General features: G+C 63.6%; 18 protein-coding genes. 6 read left to right on the top strand and 12 right to left on the bottom strand.

All coding sequences use genetic code 11. The annotated features are described in order from the left end of the window. Positions 1-67 precede the first annotated feature (67 nt). Complete coding sequence (locus tag AC1D75_RS13410) at positions 68-889, top strand: alpha/beta fold hydrolase (protein ID WP_495515680.1); 822 nt, start codon at positions 68-70, stop codon at positions 887-889. Positions 890-979: 90 nt separating this feature from the next. Here AC1D75_RS13410 and AC1D75_RS13405 read toward each other — a convergent pair whose 3' ends face one another. After that, positions 980-1723 carry a hypothetical protein gene (locus tag AC1D75_RS13405; RefSeq protein ID WP_495515679.1) on the bottom strand — a complete coding sequence of 248 codons (744 nt, stop codon included), beginning with the start codon at positions 1721-1723 and terminating at the stop codon, positions 980-982. 2 nt (positions 1724-1725) lie between these two features. After that, positions 1726-2652 (bottom strand): ABC transporter ATP-binding protein, encoded by a 927-nt coding sequence (locus tag AC1D75_RS13400; RefSeq protein ID WP_495515678.1) that lies wholly within the window; start codon positions 2650-2652, stop codon positions 1726-1728. Positions 2653-2760: 108 nt separating this feature from the next. Here AC1D75_RS13400 and AC1D75_RS13395 point away from each other — a divergent pair, with 108 nt between their 5' ends. Then, positions 2761-3936 carry a sensor histidine kinase gene (locus tag AC1D75_RS13395; protein WP_495515677.1) on the top strand — a complete coding sequence of 392 codons (1176 nt, stop codon included), beginning with the start codon at positions 2761-2763 and terminating at the stop codon, positions 3934-3936. A 6-nt stretch (positions 3937-3942) separates the two neighbouring features. Then, positions 3943-4593, top strand: coding sequence for a response regulator transcription factor (locus tag AC1D75_RS13390; protein ID WP_495515676.1), 651 nt, complete (start codon positions 3943-3945; stop codon positions 4591-4593). A gap of 11 nt (positions 4594-4604) precedes the next feature. On the opposite strand, the gene AC1D75_RS13385 is transcribed toward AC1D75_RS13390, so the two are convergent. Then, on the bottom strand, positions 4605-5165 hold the full coding sequence (locus AC1D75_RS13385) for a TetR/AcrR family transcriptional regulator (RefSeq protein ID WP_495515675.1): 561 nt from the start codon (positions 5163-5165) through the stop codon (positions 4605-4607). 128 nt (positions 5166-5293) lie between these two features. On the opposite strand from AC1D75_RS13385, the gene AC1D75_RS13380 reads away from it, so the two are divergent. Beyond that, positions 5294-6238, top strand: coding sequence for an alpha/beta hydrolase family protein (locus AC1D75_RS13380; RefSeq protein WP_495515674.1), 945 nt, complete (start codon positions 5294-5296; stop codon positions 6236-6238). A gap of 58 nt (positions 6239-6296) precedes the next feature. Here AC1D75_RS13380 and AC1D75_RS13375 read toward each other — a convergent pair whose 3' ends face one another. After that, on the bottom strand, positions 6297-6758 hold the full coding sequence (locus tag AC1D75_RS13375; RefSeq protein WP_495515673.1) for a MarR family winged helix-turn-helix transcriptional regulator: 462 nt from the start codon (positions 6756-6758) through the stop codon (positions 6297-6299). 86 nt (positions 6759-6844) lie between these two features. Here AC1D75_RS13375 and AC1D75_RS13370 point away from each other — a divergent pair, with 86 nt between their 5' ends. Beyond that, positions 6845-7735: an alpha/beta fold hydrolase gene (locus tag AC1D75_RS13370; RefSeq protein WP_495515672.1), complete on the top strand. Its 891-nt coding sequence runs from the start codon at positions 6845-6847 to the stop codon at positions 7733-7735. 166 nt (positions 7736-7901) lie between these two features. On the opposite strand, the gene AC1D75_RS13365 is transcribed toward AC1D75_RS13370, so the two are convergent. The 5 genes from AC1D75_RS13365 to AC1D75_RS13345 are packed head-to-tail and all read right to left on the bottom strand — an operon-like array spanning position 7902 to position 13508. Continuing rightward, positions 7902-8885, bottom strand: a complete 984-nt coding sequence (locus tag AC1D75_RS13365) for an ornithine cyclodeaminase family protein (RefSeq protein WP_495515671.1) — start codon at positions 8883-8885, stop codon at positions 7902-7904. Positions 8886-8915: 30 nt separating this feature from the next. Further along, the gene (locus AC1D75_RS13360) at positions 8916-9842 is read right to left on the bottom strand and encodes an ABC transporter permease (protein ID WP_495515670.1); all 927 of its coding nucleotides are present in this window, start codon (positions 9840-9842) and stop codon (positions 8916-8918) included. Further along, complete coding sequence (locus AC1D75_RS13355) at positions 9839-10978, bottom strand: ABC transporter permease (RefSeq protein ID WP_495515669.1); 1140 nt, start codon at positions 10976-10978, stop codon at positions 9839-9841. The genes AC1D75_RS13360 and AC1D75_RS13355 overlap by 4 nt, the downstream gene beginning before the upstream one ends. Next, positions 10975-12495, bottom strand: coding sequence for an ABC transporter ATP-binding protein (locus AC1D75_RS13350; RefSeq protein WP_495515668.1), 1521 nt, complete (start codon positions 12493-12495; stop codon positions 10975-10977). The genes AC1D75_RS13355 and AC1D75_RS13350 overlap by 4 nt, the downstream gene beginning before the upstream one ends. A gap of 14 nt (positions 12496-12509) precedes the next feature. After that, a complete protein-coding gene (locus tag AC1D75_RS13345) occupies positions 12510-13508 on the bottom strand; it encodes a BMP family ABC transporter substrate-binding protein (RefSeq protein ID WP_495515667.1) in 999 nt (332 codons plus the stop codon). A 170-nt stretch (positions 13509-13678) separates the two neighbouring features. Here AC1D75_RS13345 and AC1D75_RS13340 point away from each other — a divergent pair, with 170 nt between their 5' ends. Continuing rightward, complete coding sequence (locus AC1D75_RS13340) at positions 13679-14410, top strand: GntR family transcriptional regulator (RefSeq protein ID WP_495515666.1); 732 nt, start codon at positions 13679-13681, stop codon at positions 14408-14410. Positions 14411-14425: 15 nt separating this feature from the next. On the opposite strand, the gene AC1D75_RS13335 is transcribed toward AC1D75_RS13340, so the two are convergent. The 3 genes from AC1D75_RS13335 to AC1D75_RS13325 are packed head-to-tail and all read right to left on the bottom strand — an operon-like array spanning position 14426 to position 16847. Further along, the gene (locus AC1D75_RS13335) at positions 14426-14911 is read right to left on the bottom strand and encodes a nucleoside deaminase (RefSeq protein WP_495515665.1); all 486 of its coding nucleotides are present in this window, start codon (positions 14909-14911) and stop codon (positions 14426-14428) included. A 53-nt stretch (positions 14912-14964) separates the two neighbouring features. Beyond that, positions 14965-15609, bottom strand: a complete 645-nt coding sequence (locus tag AC1D75_RS13330) for a LuxR C-terminal-related transcriptional regulator (RefSeq protein WP_495515664.1) — start codon at positions 15607-15609, stop codon at positions 14965-14967. After that, positions 15597-16847 (bottom strand): sensor histidine kinase, encoded by a 1251-nt coding sequence (locus tag AC1D75_RS13325; protein ID WP_495515663.1) that lies wholly within the window; start codon positions 16845-16847, stop codon positions 15597-15599. The genes AC1D75_RS13330 and AC1D75_RS13325 overlap by 13 nt, the downstream gene beginning before the upstream one ends. Between the last annotated feature and the right edge of the window lie 2 nt (positions 16848-16849).

Below are 16849 nucleotides of genomic sequence, written 5' to 3'. Positions count from 1 at the left end.
CGTACGCTGAACACCTCCAACGGAATCAGGGAGCGATGAACCCCAGACACCAAACAGGAGGCGCCATATGACGTGGAATTTGACCAAAACCACTGAACTCGCAGACGGAGTCGTGCGCTGGGAATCCTTCGGTGACGGTCCGCCGATCGTGCTTGTGCATGGCACGCCGTACTCATCGTTTCTGTGGCGCGACGTTGCGCTCGCACTCGCCCGCCGCGGACGACGCGTCTACGTCTTCGACCATCTCGGGTACGGACGATCCGATAAACACCACGGCCAGGACCTCACCCTTGCGGCACAAGGCCGCAACTTCGCAGAATTGTTGCGACAGTGGAACCTGCAGCGCCCCAGCGTCGTTGCCTGCGACATCGGCGGTGCGATCGCGCTACGGGCTCTGCTGCTCGAACAGGCCACCTACTCAGATCTGACACTCTTCGATGCCGTTACCGGAGGAGATTGGGAGCGGGGTCTTTTCGCGCTGATCCGCGAACACCACGACGTTTTCGAACAACTTCCCGCCTATGCCCACGAAGCCCTGGTGGCCGCACACCTGCGCAACGGCACGCATCAGGGTTATCGCCCGGGGGTCCTCGAAACGTATCTGGAGCCATGGCTCGGTCCCGACGGGCAAGCCGCTTACTATCGCCAATACCGGCAGCTCAGCCAAAGCGACACCGCCGATTACGAGCACCTACTCGGCACCATCGATATCCCCGTAACCCTGCTGTGGGGTCGCGAAGACCAGATCCTGCCCCCGCCTTACGGGCATTGGATCGAAGAACGAATCCCCAACCAGGGACTCACGTGGGTCGATGATGCCGGGCACCTACTGCCCGAAGACGCACCGGCCCAACTGATCGAGCGATTGACGGAGGTTCTGGGTACGTAAGCGGTCGGGATGCCGAAGACACCCACGAAACGAGGTCACGTACTCGGGTTCGAGTACGTGACCTCGTTCTCGCCGTTCAGCAAATGCGAGTCAGGCATCGCGGCGACGCAGGGCCCACCAACCCAATCCGAGAGCCGCAGCCGCCCAGGCTGCGGTCACCAGCAGACCCACCCAGGGCCCCGGGGAGCCGATCGGATTCTCGACGAGAACCTGACGACCGGCCCGGTCTGGCAGGTAGTCGGCGACGCCCGCACTGCTGGTGACATTGCCGAGCACGAAGGACAGCAGCAGCACAACTGGAATGAGGATTCCCAATGTGGCTGCGGTACTGCGTAATAGGTTTGCCACCCCGAAGGCGAACAACGCCATCAGGGTGAGGTAGATGGCGCACCCGATCATCGCGCGAAACCCGGCCGGGTCGGTCCATTCCATTCGGTCTTCCCCGAGCAGCCCTTGTCCACCGAAGAAGCAGGCCACGGCCGTCGCGAGGCCGATCAAGAAGGCCAGTCCCGCAACGACGCCCACACTGGCCAGGTACATCACACCGCGGCGGGGCACGGCGACGAACCAGATCCTTGTCCCGTTGTTCTTGTATTGCGCAGCCGCCACGAGGGCACCGAAGGTGATCGCGACGGCCTGACCGAAATTGATGCCGAAGAACGAGGTGATCAGTGGGTCGAAATCTGGTTCAGCAGCTTCCTCTTTGCCAAAGGTCGCGCTACCGAGCAGAGAGAATCCGACGGTGACGACAAAGAGCAGTGCGAGTGCCCCGCCGAGCGACGGCAATGTCCGGGTCTTGATCCATTCCGAATGAAGAACGGGCGCATACGTCATGGCTATACCTCCTGGGTGGTCGTGCCGGATATGTGAGTGGCCGCTTTCGCTGTCAGAGCCAGATAGGCCTGTTCGAGCGATGCGGGTTCTTCGGCCAGTTCGAGAACAGGTATGCCCGCCTCCGCCAGTAGCGGTCCGACGTCCTCGATCCGGGCACCGCCAACCATCCAGCGACCGCTCTCGCCTGCGACGGCGGTGAAGCCGGAACGGGCGAGCACCTCGTGCGGACGTTCACCGATCGGGGTACGCAGTCGCACATGGGGTTCGGCATGAGAACGAACGAAATCGTCGATACCGGTATCGGCCAGGAGCCGGCCCTTGCCGAGTACGAGCAGATGATCGGCGAACGCGGCGGTCTCGCTCATCAGATGGCTGGAAACGAGGATCGTGCGACCCTCGCGAGCCAGCCGCTGCAACGCCTCCCGAATCCAGATGATCCCCTCCGGATCCAGACCATTCGACGGTTCGTCCAAGATCAGCACCCGCGGGTCACCGAGCAGTGCCGCGGCGATCCCGAGACGCTGACGCATACCGAGCGAAAAGCCCGAGACGCGTCGGCCCGCGTCCGCAGCCAGACCGACCTCCTCGAGCACGACGCCAACGCGGGCAGCCGGCAGCTGGTTGCTCGCAGCAAGCGCGAGAAGATGATTGCGCGCGGTCCGTTTCGGGTGGGCAGAGGTGTCGTCGAGAAGCGCTCCCACGAGCGCCAACGGCCCGGATGCCTCGGCGAAAGGCGCGCCTCCGATCGTCGCGGTGCCGGATGTGGGCCTGTTGAGGCCGAGAATCATTCGCATGGTGGTGGATTTGCCCGCACCGTTGGGACCGAGGAAACCGGTCACCACGCCGGGGCGCACCGTGAATGTCACACGGTCGACCACCGGGGTCGATCCGTATACCTTCGTGAGCTCGTGAACTTCGATGGTGGTCATGACTTTCAGCCTCGTCGGAGGTGGCACCGTGGTCTCCCCCCACGGGCGGGACTAGTCTCCCCCGTTTCGGGGAGACGATTCGACTGCGGGTACTGGCACCATGAGGTCATGCTCCGCACGATCGGCCGGTTGGTGATCCGCCCAGCCACCTACACCCGCGGCCTTCATCTGTGCGTGCCACTGGCGTTTGCTGCGGTCTGGCTTTTCATCGACTTCGACCGGCCCTACATGCTCGCGCTGTTTGTCGTGCCGGTCGGTTTGATTCCGGGGATGCGGTTGGCCGAGGGCGTCCAGGCGCGTCTGTTCCTCACCCCCGGCGAGGGTGCCGACGGTAGTGAGCCGTCGATCAGCGCCGCGCCGTCGGCACGGTGGTCGGACCGCTGGCGCACTGTGCTCTGGCTCGAGGCGCGCCTGGTCCTCAGCGCGGTCCTGCTCGCCATCTGTGTACCGATGATATTTCTATGCGCGGACCTGATCGGCGCCGCGGCCGGAGCACCGCCCAGCGCCGAAACCATCCTGCGGATCGAACAACCACACTGGTTGTACGCGTTCCTGATCCCCATCCCCCTCGCCGTCATCATGGCAACCGTCATCGGCCTCGGGGAGTTGGCCACCAGACTGGCCCGCCGGTTACTGGGGCCCTCGCCCGCGGAGCGGATGAAAGCACTGGAAGCACGCACCGATCTGCTCCTCGAACACAACCGACTGGCTCGCGAACTGCACGATTCGATCGGTCATGCCCTCACTGCGGCGGTGTTGCAGGCCGGGGCCGCCCGCACGGCCGATGATCCGGAGTTCACAGCTCGCGCACTACGCGCCATCGAAGAAACCGGACGCGCCGCGCTCGACGACCTCGATCGAGTCCTATTGGTCCTGCGCGATTCCGGAGGTCCGGCAGAGCGCCCCACTCTCGCCGACGTGGATCGCCTGGTGGAGTCCGCACGATCCGCAGGCGCCGATGTCGAGGCATCAATCACCGGTTCGCTCGACCATGTGCCGGGACCGCTGTCCCGGGAGGGCTACCGCATCCTCCAGGAATCGCTGACCAACGTATTGCGGCACGCCGGTCCCGGGCCGGTGTCGGTCGGGGTGCGAGTGGAGGACCCTCAGCTAGAACTCGACATCACCAACGCCCTCCCCCTCGACACTCCTTCCACCCGGGCCGGTAGCGGATTGCGTGGTATCCATGAACGTGCGGAACTACTTGGTGGCCAAGCCTTCACCGGTCCCGTCGACGACCACTGGCAGGTCCGCGTGACACTTCCCCTCGATGGGGCACGGTGATCGCCGGTGCCGATCACTGTGCTCCTGGTCGACGACGAACCCCTCGCCCGTGCGGGTCTGCGAGCGATCCTCGATGCGCAACCGGATATCGAGGTTGTCGGCGAAGCCGCTGACGGGGCCGCCGTCATCCCGCTGCTGCGGCAGTTGCAGCCGACGGTGATCGCCATGGATGTGCGGATGCCGCTGATGGATGGGATCGACACGACGCGCGCAATCCTGCGCGCAGTGCCGACGCCGCCGAAGATCCTGATCGTGACAACCTTCGAGAACGACGAGTACGTCTACCGGGCATTGCGGGCCGGCGCAGACGGTTTCCTGCTCAAACGTGCCCGTCCCGCCGAGATCGTCAATGCCGTCCGCACTGTCGCGGAGGGAGATTCACTGCTCTACCCCGCCACCGTTCGGACGCTGGCCGCAGGCCACGGAAACACTCCCGCCCGCGATCAACTCGAACACGCCGCCCTCACCGAACGCGAGTCGACGGTGCTGCGGTTGATGACCCGCGGCCTGTCGAATGCGGAAATCGCCACGCACATGTTCGTCGGCGCCGAAACCGTCAAATCTCATGTCAGCGCGGTGCTGGCAAAGCTCGGGGTCCGGGACCGGACACAAGCCGTCATCGTGGCCTACGAATCCGGTTTCGTCACAACAACGTGAGGCGTTGTCGGTCACTCCAGCCCGGCGAGAAAGTGCTCAGCGGCGTCCTGCACGCGTGTTTGATCGCCACTCGCGAGAAGGTCGAGAAGCAACCCACGAATCGTGGCAATCACCAACGTGGCCATCCGGTTTGCCGTGGCCGGCTCGGTACCCGGCCCCTGGGCTTCACACAGGGTCGCCATCCAGTCGGTGCCCACCTGCTGCAGGAATTCCGCATAGGGCTCCGGTGCCTGCAGGGCACTGCCATAGACGGCAAAGAACAGTCGAAACGTCGCCCACTGACGCCGATCCGAGCTCCATGTCCACACCGCGCGCGCCGCGGTGGCGAAGTCCGGCTGCTCACCGGACAGCTCACCGGTGGCCGCGACAACGCGTTCGCGCAGCCGCCCGAGGATGGCCTCGAGTAGGTGCTCTTTGGTTCCGAAGTGGTGCACCAACGTCGTGGTCGACACCCCGAGGGCCGCCGCCATGGGCCGCCATGACAGATCAGCGAAACCCTGATCGGCGGCATAATCCACCGCCGCGTCAAGAAGTTTCGCTCGCCGTTGGTGGTCAACCGGTCGCCCGACCATGGTGTCCTCCGTACCCATCCCGACTTGACTTCATAGGACGATCGTTCTAGTAATTGTTATTAGAACGAACGTACAGGTAATCATGGCACAGCGATCGGCCACCACCGCCGACCCGCGAGAGGAATTCGATGAACAACGCAGACCAGGCAGTTGTAGACAACGGTCTCACCCATCCGACACCTGTTGTGTCAGTGAGTCCGATAGAGCTGCCGGCCCCAGAACGCGGTGCAGACCTGCAGTTACGCATCTCGGCTCCGGTCATCGGCGGCGATCTGCCCATCATCTTGTTCTCCCACGGCTTCGGATCGTCGATGAGGGCGTATGGCCCCCTGGCCGACTTCTGGGCAGCTCACGGCTTTGTCGTGATCCAACCGACGCACCTGGACTCTCGAATGGTCGGACTCGGACCGGCCGACCCGCGGCAAAGCCGGTTGTGGCAGTACCGGATCGAGGACATGAAGCGCATCCTCGACAACCTCCAGATTGTTGAGGCTGCGGTCCCAGGCCTGGATGGACGCCTCGATGACACCCGGATCGCCGCAGCCGGACATTCATTCGGCGGCCAGACCACCGGCAGTCTGATGGGCTTGCGTGTTCTCGATGCGGAAACCCAGCAAGGCCCCGACATGTCCGATCCGCGGGTCAAGGCCGGCGTACTCATCGCGACCGCAGGTCGCGGCGGAACCGACCTCCGTCCCGAATACGCCGCGCAAATGCCTTGGCTCAATGCCAGTTTCGATCACGTGACCAAGCCGACCCTGGTCGTCGCTGGAGATGCGGATGTCAGCGTTTTGTCCACGCGTGGGGCGGATTGGTCGGCCGATCCCTACTGGCTCAGTCCAGGTGCCCAATCGCTGATCACCCTCTTCGGGGCTGAACATTCACTCGGAGGCATCCCCGGATACGAGGCCGCGGAAACCACCGACGAAGACCCTGCTCGCGTGGCAACACTGCAACGGTTGACCTGGGCATTCCTGCGCAGCGCCCTCTATCCCGACGATTCGAGCTGGGCACAGGCAAAGGCCGAGTACCAGCAGAACCCGACGACGCCGGGCCGAATCGACTCGAAGTGATCGAGCCCTAAAGACGCTGGGCGGGTGCGGCACTCACCGAGGTCTCACCGATCCAGGTTTACTGAGGGGTCCAGCCGGGCGCGTCGATGCGTATCGCTTTATCCCCGACGAGGGCTGTCAGCGAGGCCTCGAGTCTCGCCAGTTCTGCAGCGCCGATCTGTTGTTCAAACTTTTCGCGCAGCTCGTCGAACACGGCCTCCCCCTGTCGCAGGACCTCGAACCCGCGTGGCGTGACCTCCAGTCGTTTGCGACGGGCATCTTCGGGATCGGCATCTCGCGACACGTAACCACGGTCGATGAGAACCGAAATCGTCTTCGCTGCGGCCTGTTTCGACACCGACATGCGGCGGCCCAGATCCGAGGCACTGTCCGCGCCCGCCGCGATGGCTCGGATCGCGAAGTCGTGGGCGGGACGAAAATCGTCGTATCCGCGCTCGGCGAGGTCGACCATCGCAGCGTCCACCAGTGTGCGGTAGCCACCCAGGAGAAGGAGCGCGAGATCGGCGCCAGATCGCGACATACATACAGGTTAGAGACAACACCTGGACAAAGACAACCAGGTTGCCTATTGTGAAAGACAACCTGGTTGTCGACCGAAAGAAACAAATGATGCAACCCACGGCCCCGAGCCCATCCGCTCCCGGGATCACCCATCACAACGCGCAGGTGAACGGCGCGACGATCCACTACGTATCCGCAGGCACCGCCGGGTCCCCAATCCTGTTGGTCCACGGCTTTCCCGAGACCTGGTGGGCGTTTCACAAGGTCATCCCACTCCTTGCCGCGAAGCACCGCGTCATCGCCGTCGACTTACGCGGGTTCGGCGACTCGAGCAACGACGAGGGTGATTACGACAGTTCAACCTCAGCTGAAGACCTGCACCAACTCATCGAGCAGCTGGGGATGGGACCCGTACACATCACGGGCCAGGACATCAGTGGAGCCACCGTCTTCCGTCTTGCCGCTATGCATCCAGACGACATTCGCAGCTTGACCGCGATCGAGATGGGCCTCGCCGGCTTTGGCCTCGAACAGTTGGGTGATATCACCCATGGAGGCACCTGGCATATCGGCGTCCTGGCCGCGCCCGGCATCCCCGAGATGCTGCTCGCCGGGCGCGAACGGGAGTTCTTGGAAGACTGGGCATTCCCGGCGATGAGCGCGGATCCGGGGTCGATCACCGCTACCGACATCGACGAGTTCGTTCGCACGTACTCCCGCCCGAACGGCTGGCGTGGCGCGGCCGGCCTCTATCAGTCGATGCTCATCGAAGGCGACGGCCTCCAGCAACTGGCCACCACCAACCCACTGACATTGCCCGCCTTGGCGATCGGCGCCGGCGGCGGATCGTTCACCGCGGATACCGTCCGCCACATCGCGGCGGGAACCATCGAGACCGTGCAACTCGAAGGTGTAGGCCACTACGCCGCCCTGGAGGGACCAGAATCTCTGTCGACAGCGATCCTTGATTTCTTGGCGCGGGTCGACGCCGGCTGAGCCCTCGGGTACAAACTCCCGCAGCTGGGTTGCGGCGACCAGGGTCTACAGGTCGGCCAATAATGCGACGACATCTTCTTCGATCTCGGACGTGGTCAGCCCACCCTGGCTCAACACTCCGAGTCCGTTCTCGTATTCGAATAGCGGTAAATGCCGGCCTCTACCCTCAGACTCCCAAGCGCACAGTCGATCCGAAACCCTGTCCGGTTGCCGCATCCACGATCGCCCTGGCGCTGACGAGATCTTGCAGGCCGATTCCGACCGAATTGAAGAGGGTGATCTCGTCGTCGGTGCGGCGGCCGAGTTCGGGCCGCACGATCACGTCTCCGAGTTCGACGTTGACGTCGCCGGTGTCCAGGTGCCCTTCGGCGATGGCCAGCAACACATCTCCCGATTTACTCAGGGCAGTGGACGTGCTGTCGACGACCAGGCGGCAGCTGCCCATCCCGCGACCGTCGATCTCACGATGGTCAGCACGTGGGGGTGCTCCGACGGCGTTGAGGTGAAGTCCGGGCCGGAACCATGCACCTTCGACGATCGGGTCGCGTGATGGCGTGAGTGTGCAGACGATGTCAGCCGCGGACAAGATGTGTCGCGGTGATTCTGCGTATTCGATCTTGAGGTTCAGATCAGCCGTCCGATCGCGAAACCGGTCGAGTGTTGCTGTGGACCGTGACCACACGAGCACCTTTTCAATCTGCCTGATGCGGCAGATCGCGCGGACGTGTTCAACAGCGAGAGTTCCGGCGCCGATCAGCCCAAGGATTGAACTGTGTTGGGGCGCAAGGTGTGCAGTTGCCACGGCACTGGCGGCAGCAGTGCGGATGGCGGTGATGAGCCGGCCGTCGAGTACTGCTTCACATTCACCGGTCTGCGAGGACATCAGCAAAATGGTCGACCGCTGGCTGGGCAATCCGCGATCGCCGTTGCCCGGCATGTCCGAGAGCATCTTGACAACACTGGCACGCGACGGTTTTGACGATGCAACCATCGGGATGGCATTGCCCTGATCGGGTAGCGGCAGTTGAGCCGGTGCCGGGTTGGTCGCGGCTCCGGTGGTCAGGTCGGCGTGCGCTTGTTCGATGGCGTGGTAGATCGCGGCGCGGTCGATCAGTGCATCGATGTCGGAGTGGGTGAGGATGAGGGTCATCGGGTGCCTTCCAGGCAGAGTGAATGGGATCTACGAACGGCCGGCGTACGGAACCGTGAGGCAGGACGGGGCTCGACGGCCACCGACGACGCCGCTGATCGCAACGATGGCGATGAGGTAGGGCAGCATCACGAGCACGGCAAACGGGATGTCGACCCCGACGGCGGGCAGAGCGAATTGCAGAGATCGGGCGATGCCGAAGAACAAGCACGCCCAGACGATCCCGAGTACCTTCCAGCGTCCGGCGATGACTGCGACCACAGCGAGGTAGCCGAGTCCTGCAGTCATGTTCTCGCTGAACGACTGCACTTCGGACAGCGCCAGTTGAGATCCCGCGAGGCCTCCGGTTGCCGATGCGAGCAGAACGCAGAGGGAACGGATCTTGTTGACGGACAATCCCGTCCATCCGGCCGAGGTGGCATCCTCGCCGACTGCATCGACCCGCACTCCGGCCATGGTTTGACCTGAGAAGACCAGCGCCACTCCGACGACAACTGCCACGCAGAGATATCCGAGCAGAGATTGGCCGAACAGGGCAGGACCGACGATGGGTATGTCGGTCAGGACCGGGATGGTGAGGCCGGAGAAACCGGGCACGCCTTGCCCTTTGCCGTCATCGAGCAGGATCCGGGCGCCGTAGGTCGTCAGGCCGAGTGCCAATGCGTTGCTGGCGATGCCGACAACGATCTGGTCGGCCCGGAACCGGACGCTGAGCAGTGCCTGAACCGCACCGAAGACCATGGTTGCCAGCACACCTGCAATGACGCCGAGAACTGCAGATTTGGTGGTGGCCGAGGCCAATACGCTGGCAAAGGCCCCGGTCAGCATCATTCCTTCCATGCTGAGATTGAGCACCCCGGCGCGTTCACTGATGGACTCGCCGGTGGCGGCGACGACGAGCAGGATCGCGAAGGCCACTCCGCTGGTGAAGACCTGAGTGAGCATGTCAATGTTCATAGGGATGCCGTTTCAGTGGCTTCGGTGTTGTGGACCGGTTGGGTGTCGGGCGATGGTTTCGATCGGGACGTTGTGGTCCACAACGCGGCGCCGGCGATCAGGACGATCAGGACACTTTGGACCACGGTGACGGTGGACGACGGGACACCCGCCGCAAGTTGCAGATTGATGCCGCCTGCGACCAGGAAGCCGAGAAACAGCGAGACCGCGGCAACCGCTGTCATCGAACCGCGGGCCAACAGGCCCACAACCAGTCCGGTGAAGCCGAATCCGGAGGAGAAGCCTTCGGCCAGCACGAAGGGGGCCGAGGCGACGAGGATTCCACCGGCGAGTCCGGAGAATCCGCCTGCGGTTACGAGTCCGAGCAAACGGACCCGGTCGACGGGGATGCCAAGACGGGCCGAGGCACTGGGCGAAAGCCCCACCGACCGCAACCTCAAACCGATCGAACTATGTCGCAACAGGACACCGACGGCGGTGATCGCGATGAGGGCTAGCACGATGGCGATGGTCGCCGGAGACTTCGCCAGTCCCAGTAGTGGCAGATGACTGGCGTCGCTCAGCGACTCCGATTGCGGGAGTGTTTCCGAGGACGTCACCGGCTGCCGGAGCAACGCCGGCTCCTGCACCATCAGGACCACCAGTGCCAGGCCGACAAAGTTCAGTAGCAGGGTGGTGATGATTTCACTGGTTCCGCGGCGCACGTACAGCCACGCCGCTATGGCCGCCCAACAACCGCCTGCCAGGATGGCGGCCACCAATGCACAGGTGATTCCCAGCCAGATCGGCATGGCATCGGGAACATTCACACCGACGGCGGTGGCCGCAATGCCGCCCAGGCACATCTGGCCTTCACCACCGACGTTGACCAGTCCGGCACGGTAGGCGACGGTGAAGCCCGCAGCGACAAACATGATGATGGCGGCGTTGTTCAGCGATGTCCCAATCGCAAAGGGCGAACCGAGGGTGCCTTCGATGAGTGCGTCGATCACCTCACCGGGCCCGGCTCCGGCACCCGCGGCCAAGGCAAGACCGACAACGGCCGCGACCACCAGCGCCCCGGCAGCGACGACCAGAGGGCTGTGGAGCCAGTCGCGCCGCGGCGTCGCGCGGCGAAGGTAGCTCGATGCGGTCATGTGCTCACTCCCATCATGAGTTCACCGATTTGTTGTGTGGCCGTGGCTGAGTCGGGCTCGACAGATCCGCGGATCGTGCCCCGGTAGGCGACTACGATGCGCGAGCACAAGGCGACGAGCTCGTCGATCTCACTGGAGATCACCAGGACCGCTGCTCCCGAGGCCGCAGCCTGCCGCAATCGGTCGAGGATGAACGCGACGGCACCGACGTCGAGTCCGCGAGTGGGCTGGGCGGCGACCACAACCCGTAGGCCTGGTGTCGACAGCTCGCGGGCCAGCACGACCTTCTGTTGGTTGCCGCCCGACAGCGAACCGATCGTGGTGTCGGGGCCGTTCGCACGGATCGAGTAGTCGCTGATCGCCGATGCTGCCTCGGTTTTCATGCGGCGACGGTCCAGCAGTCCCCAGCGTCGGTAATCGGCGAGTCTGCTCAGTGCCATGTTCTCGGCGATCGACAGTGCGGAGATGACCCCCTCGGCGTGACGGTCTTCCGGGATGACACCCACGCCCGCAGCGGTGCGTTGGGCGGGTGTGTGCGAGGTGATGTCAGCGCCATCGACGTGTACCGATCCGCTGTCGGCCCTGGTGGACCCGGACAGGATGGCGGCCAGCTCCGATTGGCCGTTGCCCTCGACTCCCGCAATGCCGACGATTTCACCGGGCCGCACGGTCAAGTTGACCTCAGAGAGCGCGACGCTGCCATCCGCCCGGGATAGGTTGACGCCCTTGATCTCCAAGCACGCGATGTCATCGACCGGCCGTGGTACCGGCAGTTGGGTGGATTCAATCGGATTCACACCGCCGAGCATCAGTTCGAGTAAGGAGTTCAGTGGTGTGTGTGAGAGCCGTCCGCCTCCCGCAACCCTCCCGCCCCGCAGCACGGTCGCCGAATCGGCGGCGCGACTGACCTCACCGAGCTTGTGGGTGATGAGAACGACGGACCTACCATCGGCGGCAAGGGCGCTGCATGTTCTGATCAGTGAATCGATTTCGGCCGGATCGAGGACTGCAGTCGGTTCGTCGAGAAGGATCAGATCGGGTTCGCGCAGCAGAGCTTTGACGATCTCGACCCGTTGCCGAGCGCCGATGGGCAGATCCCTGATCCGGGCGCTTTGGTCTACGGTCAATCCGTAGGTATCGGCGATTCGGTCCAGGCCTCGCTTGACATCGCCTCGGGGTGGACGGAAGCCGGCCCGTCCGAGTAGTAGGTTGTCTCCGACTGTCATGGTCGGGATGAGTGAAAAGTGCTGGTGCACCATCGCCACACCGGAGTTCAGCGCTGCCGAGGGAGTCCGCGGACTGTACGGTTCGCCGCTGATGGTCATGCTTCCCCGGTCTGCCGGGACCGTTCCGTAGACGACGTTGCAGAGGGTGGATTTTCCGGCACCGTTCTCACCGAGGATGCAGTGCACCGACCCGCGCTCAACGGTCATGCTGACCTCGCTGAGTGCGCGAACGCTGCCGTAGGACTTGCTGATTCCGTTGAGCGTCAACAACGGGGTGGTTGCTGTTGTCATCACCGCGGCCGGTTTCAGTACGCCTCGACGGCGCCGGACGTCAGCGCCGCCTTGGCATCGGCCAGGGCTTTGGTGACGGCAGGTTCGTCAGAGCACAGGATGAAGTCGCTACCACCTTTGTCGGTGGTCAGTCCGAAGGGTACCTGCGCTGCCGTCCAGGTCTCATCGATTGTCGAGGTGACGGCGTATTCGATCTCAGTGCCGATGTCGGTGCGGACGAAGCCGGCGAATACGGTGTTGGCGCAGTCGCCGGGGATCGGCCCGCCGACCATACGGTTTCCCGATTCGCGGGCGGCTTGCTCGATACCCTGTTTGCCTAGGTTGACGATCTGTCCGAGGACGTTCGCGCCCCCGGCGTAGCCGGTTCCGGCGGCCTGCTTGGCTTTTGCGGGATCATTGAAGTCACCGACGTACTGTGGGCCAAGAACTTTGACTCCGGGACGGACGAACGCGGCACCGTTCGAGAATGCAGCTGCGGCGTTGACGATGGCCGGGAGTTCCACACCGCCGACGAACCCGACGGTTCCGGTCGACGATGACGCGGCGGCCACGGCCCCGGACAGGAACTCGGCTTCTGCCTGCTGGGGGTCGTAATATGCGAGGTTGTCCATCGGTTCGGCATCGGAGGGTCCGCCGATCTCGACGAACTTCACATCCGGGAACTGCGGCGCCACCTTTCGGACGTCGGCATCTGTCTGCCCGCCGACCGAGATCACCAGTTCATTCTCAGATGCGAAGCGCTGCAGCGCCTGCTGGTAGTCGGCCGGTGCGACCTGCTCGACGTAACTGAGGTCAACCTGGTTGCCCATCGACTTCTCGATACGTTGATAACCGAGGTATCCCGACTCCATGAATCCGGTATCGGTGATCGAACCCGGGAAGAAGACACCCACTGACAGACGTCCGTCGTTGGAGTCGGCGCCTGACGTGCCACAGGCGGACATCCCTACCGCAAGGGCTCCCGCAGCCAGCAACGCCATGGGCACACGGACTGAGGTGGATCGAATCTTCATCGCTTCTCCTTGGGGATCGGACCGCCGCTTAGCGGTATACCGTTAGCGAGAAGGGTGCGCGCGCTGTGTTTCCATTCGATTACAGTCCGGTTAGTTATCGGTATACCGTTAACTCGGTGGCGTCTAGACTTGTCGCAACTGATCAATTCCCAGAAGGGATCCGGTGCACCATGCCTGTGGCCGAAGAGCCGCTGCGCTCAACTGTCGATCGAAAACCTCTGCGCGAGCATGCGTATGAGGCGATCCGGCAACAGATCGTCGACTTGCGATTGGCGCCAGGGTCCCGATTGGTCGAGCGCGACCTCGCCGCAGAGCTCGACGTCTCGCGGATTCCGCTGCGCGAGGCACTGCAGTTACTGCAGCAGGACGGGCTGGTGGTCGTGGTCCCCCGACAGGGTGCCATCGTGTCACCGTTCAACGAGAATGATGTTCGCGATCTCTTCGATGTGCGCGAGAGTCTCGAGGTGTTGGCCGCCCGGCTCGCCGCCGAACGCGCCGACGGCGCCGGCCTGAAACGGCTGTCCGAGCAACTCGAGGCAGCCCGCGAAGCCACCGAGAAAAAAGACCGCCCCGCGATCGCCGCAGCAAATGCCAAGTTTCATCAGATGATCGTCGACCTGGCCGCCAACCCGCTTCTCGAATCATTGTTGCGCCCACTCGAAGCCCGGACGCAGTGGCTGTTTCATCTCACCAAGGACCGCGATCCCGGCCGCCAATGCCAGGAGCACGAAGAGTTGCTCGCGGCCATCGCCGCCAACGATCCAGATCGCGCCGGCGAATCAGCCTTCCACCATGTGCATTCGGGCCGAGAAGCGAGTCTGGCCATGGCTGCCAAGTGGTCAGGTGGAAGCATCGACCCGATCGAGGCAACCAAAGGCCGCCGCCGAACGAAAGCGACCTGAGGTCCCGTCCTCAGATCAGGACACGGAGCCAAACTTCTTCGAGTACAACGCTTTCATCTCTTCCTCGAACTCGGCGGCGGGACCGTCCACAGGCAGCGCCGGTGCGACGGTGTTGATCGAAAGGCCCGCCACCGGCGACGTTGGGGCATTCCACTCCTGCAGCCACGACGAAAACTGGGCCGACGACACCGCATAGACGATCCGCCCCAGCCCCACCCAGGCATGCGCGGCAGCACACATCGGACAGTGTTCGCCGGAGGTGTAGACAGTGGCGCTTGCGCGCATCCCCTGGTCCATGTTGTCGACCGCCCACAACGCGATCGCAAGTTCGGGATGCCGAGTGTTGTTGCCGCCCTTGACCCGATTGCGGTCTTCGAAGAGCACTCGCCCGGCAGTGTCGACGAGCACCGAGCCAAAAGGTTCATCGCCGTCAGCCAAGGCCTCGCGAGCCAACTCAACACAACGCCGCAAATGCAACAGGTCACCATCAGAAATTCCCACGAACGCAAGCCTACGACACCGACCGTCGCCGTGTTATTCGACAGGTTTCAGAGCTACGACCGCAGGTGTGCGAGTACCGCGAGCACCCGCCGGTGTCCGGTGTCCGTTGCCGTCAGCCCCAATTTGGCGAAGATGTTGCCGATATGTTTGCTCACCGCGGTATCGCTGACGAAGAGTTTGCGCGCGATCGCGGCGTTCCCGAGGCCTTCGGCCATCAATTGGATTACTTCCGATTCACGAGGTGTCAGCGATCGGATGGGGTCATCGGCACGGCGCCGACTCATCAACTGGGAGATCACTTCTGGGTCCATCACAGTTCCGCCCGCAACCACGCGGTGCAGCGCGTCGACGAACTCCTCGACCTTGCCGACCCGCTCCTTGAGCAGGTACCCCACACCGGAGGCACTGCCGGAGAGAAGTTCTCCGGCGTAGCGGTCTTCCACGTAGGCAGAGAGCACAAGGACCGGGAAGTTCGGGACCCTCCGGCGCGCCTCGATCGCGGCCTTGAGTCCTTCGTTGGTGAACGTGGGTGGCATACGCACGTCCAGCACCGCACCGTCAGGCGGGTCGGCGTCAAATGCGTCCAGGAACTGTTCGGCATCAGCGACCGCTGCGGTCACCTCGATGCCGACACTACGCAGCAAGAGCGCAAGCCCCTCGCGCAGCAGTGCGTCGTCTTCCGCGATCAAAATCCGCATGGCAGCTCCACTTCGAGTTTTGTCGGTCCGCCGGGCGGGCTGTCGAGCGTCATCGTTCCCTCGAATGCTGCCACGCGACGACGGATACCCGGCAATCCACTGCCCAACGTCTCGTCGGCTCCGCCCCGCCCATCGTCGAGTACTTCGATGACCAAGTTGTTGCCCGCCACACCGTTACGTGTGCTGATGGTCAGATGCACCGTGCCGGCACCGCTGTGTTTCACCACGTTGGTCAAGGCCTCGGCCACAACAAAATAGGCCGCGGCCTCGACGGCAGCGGGTGCACGGTGCAGTTTTCCGGCGTCGAGTACGCAGGTAACCGAGCATCGGCCGGCCAGTGCTGCCACTGCACCGTCGAGGCCGAGCTCATCAAGGATCGGTGGATAGATGTCGTGGACGAGTGTTCGCAGTTCCGACAACGCATCCGTTGCGGCGTCCTGGGCCCGAAGTAATTGCGGGAGGGCCTGTTCGGGGTCGACCCGCAGTGACCGCTCCGCGAGCCCCAACATCATGACGACCCCGACGAGCCTGTTCTGCGCACCGTCGTGCAGATCACGCTCGATGCGCCGCAGTTCGGCCGAGTGTGCATCGAGGGCAGCGGCCCGACTGGCGGTCAGGGCCGACACCCTCGCGGAGAGTGCGGTTTCACGCCCAGGTGCCAACAACGCTGTCGTTATTGCCGCGACCCCTCGGGCCAACATCGGATTGAGCCACCACGTCAGCAACCCATACGCGGCCGCGACCAACGGCATCGTGGCGGCCAGTGCCCACGAGGTGACCGGGTACGGACTTCCTGCCGGACTATCGGCCGGCAATGCCCACCAGTAAAAGGGAGTCGACAGCGAATCCAGCGCCGCCAGCGGCAAAACCACGGCAACCAGCCCCGTGACCAGCGCTCCAAAAGCATGCAGGACCAACCAGGCAAGGTCGCGGCGAGTAGAAGCTGCCGACAGCATCTTCCGCACGTCGCCGAATCCAGCGGCCTCATCAATGGGTGGATACCACTCTGGGACCACAGTTCCCGTGTACCGCCCCGTGCGCAGCCGTGCCCGGCCCGCCCAGAGTCGCAACAGCCGCAGGTAAGTCGGGGCCACCAGCCACCCGACAATCAGAATCATCAGTGAAACGATGACCAACCCGGCAATCACCAGCGCCAACGACACGAACGCCGACACACCTTCGACCATCAGATAGCGAGATGCCCGCCACCAACGTGCGGCTTGCCCGGTTCGCCTCATCG

The sequence above is a fragment of the Williamsia sp. Y712 genome, assembly GCF_059445525.1.
This window is presented reverse-complemented; position numbering and strand designations above follow the sequence as displayed.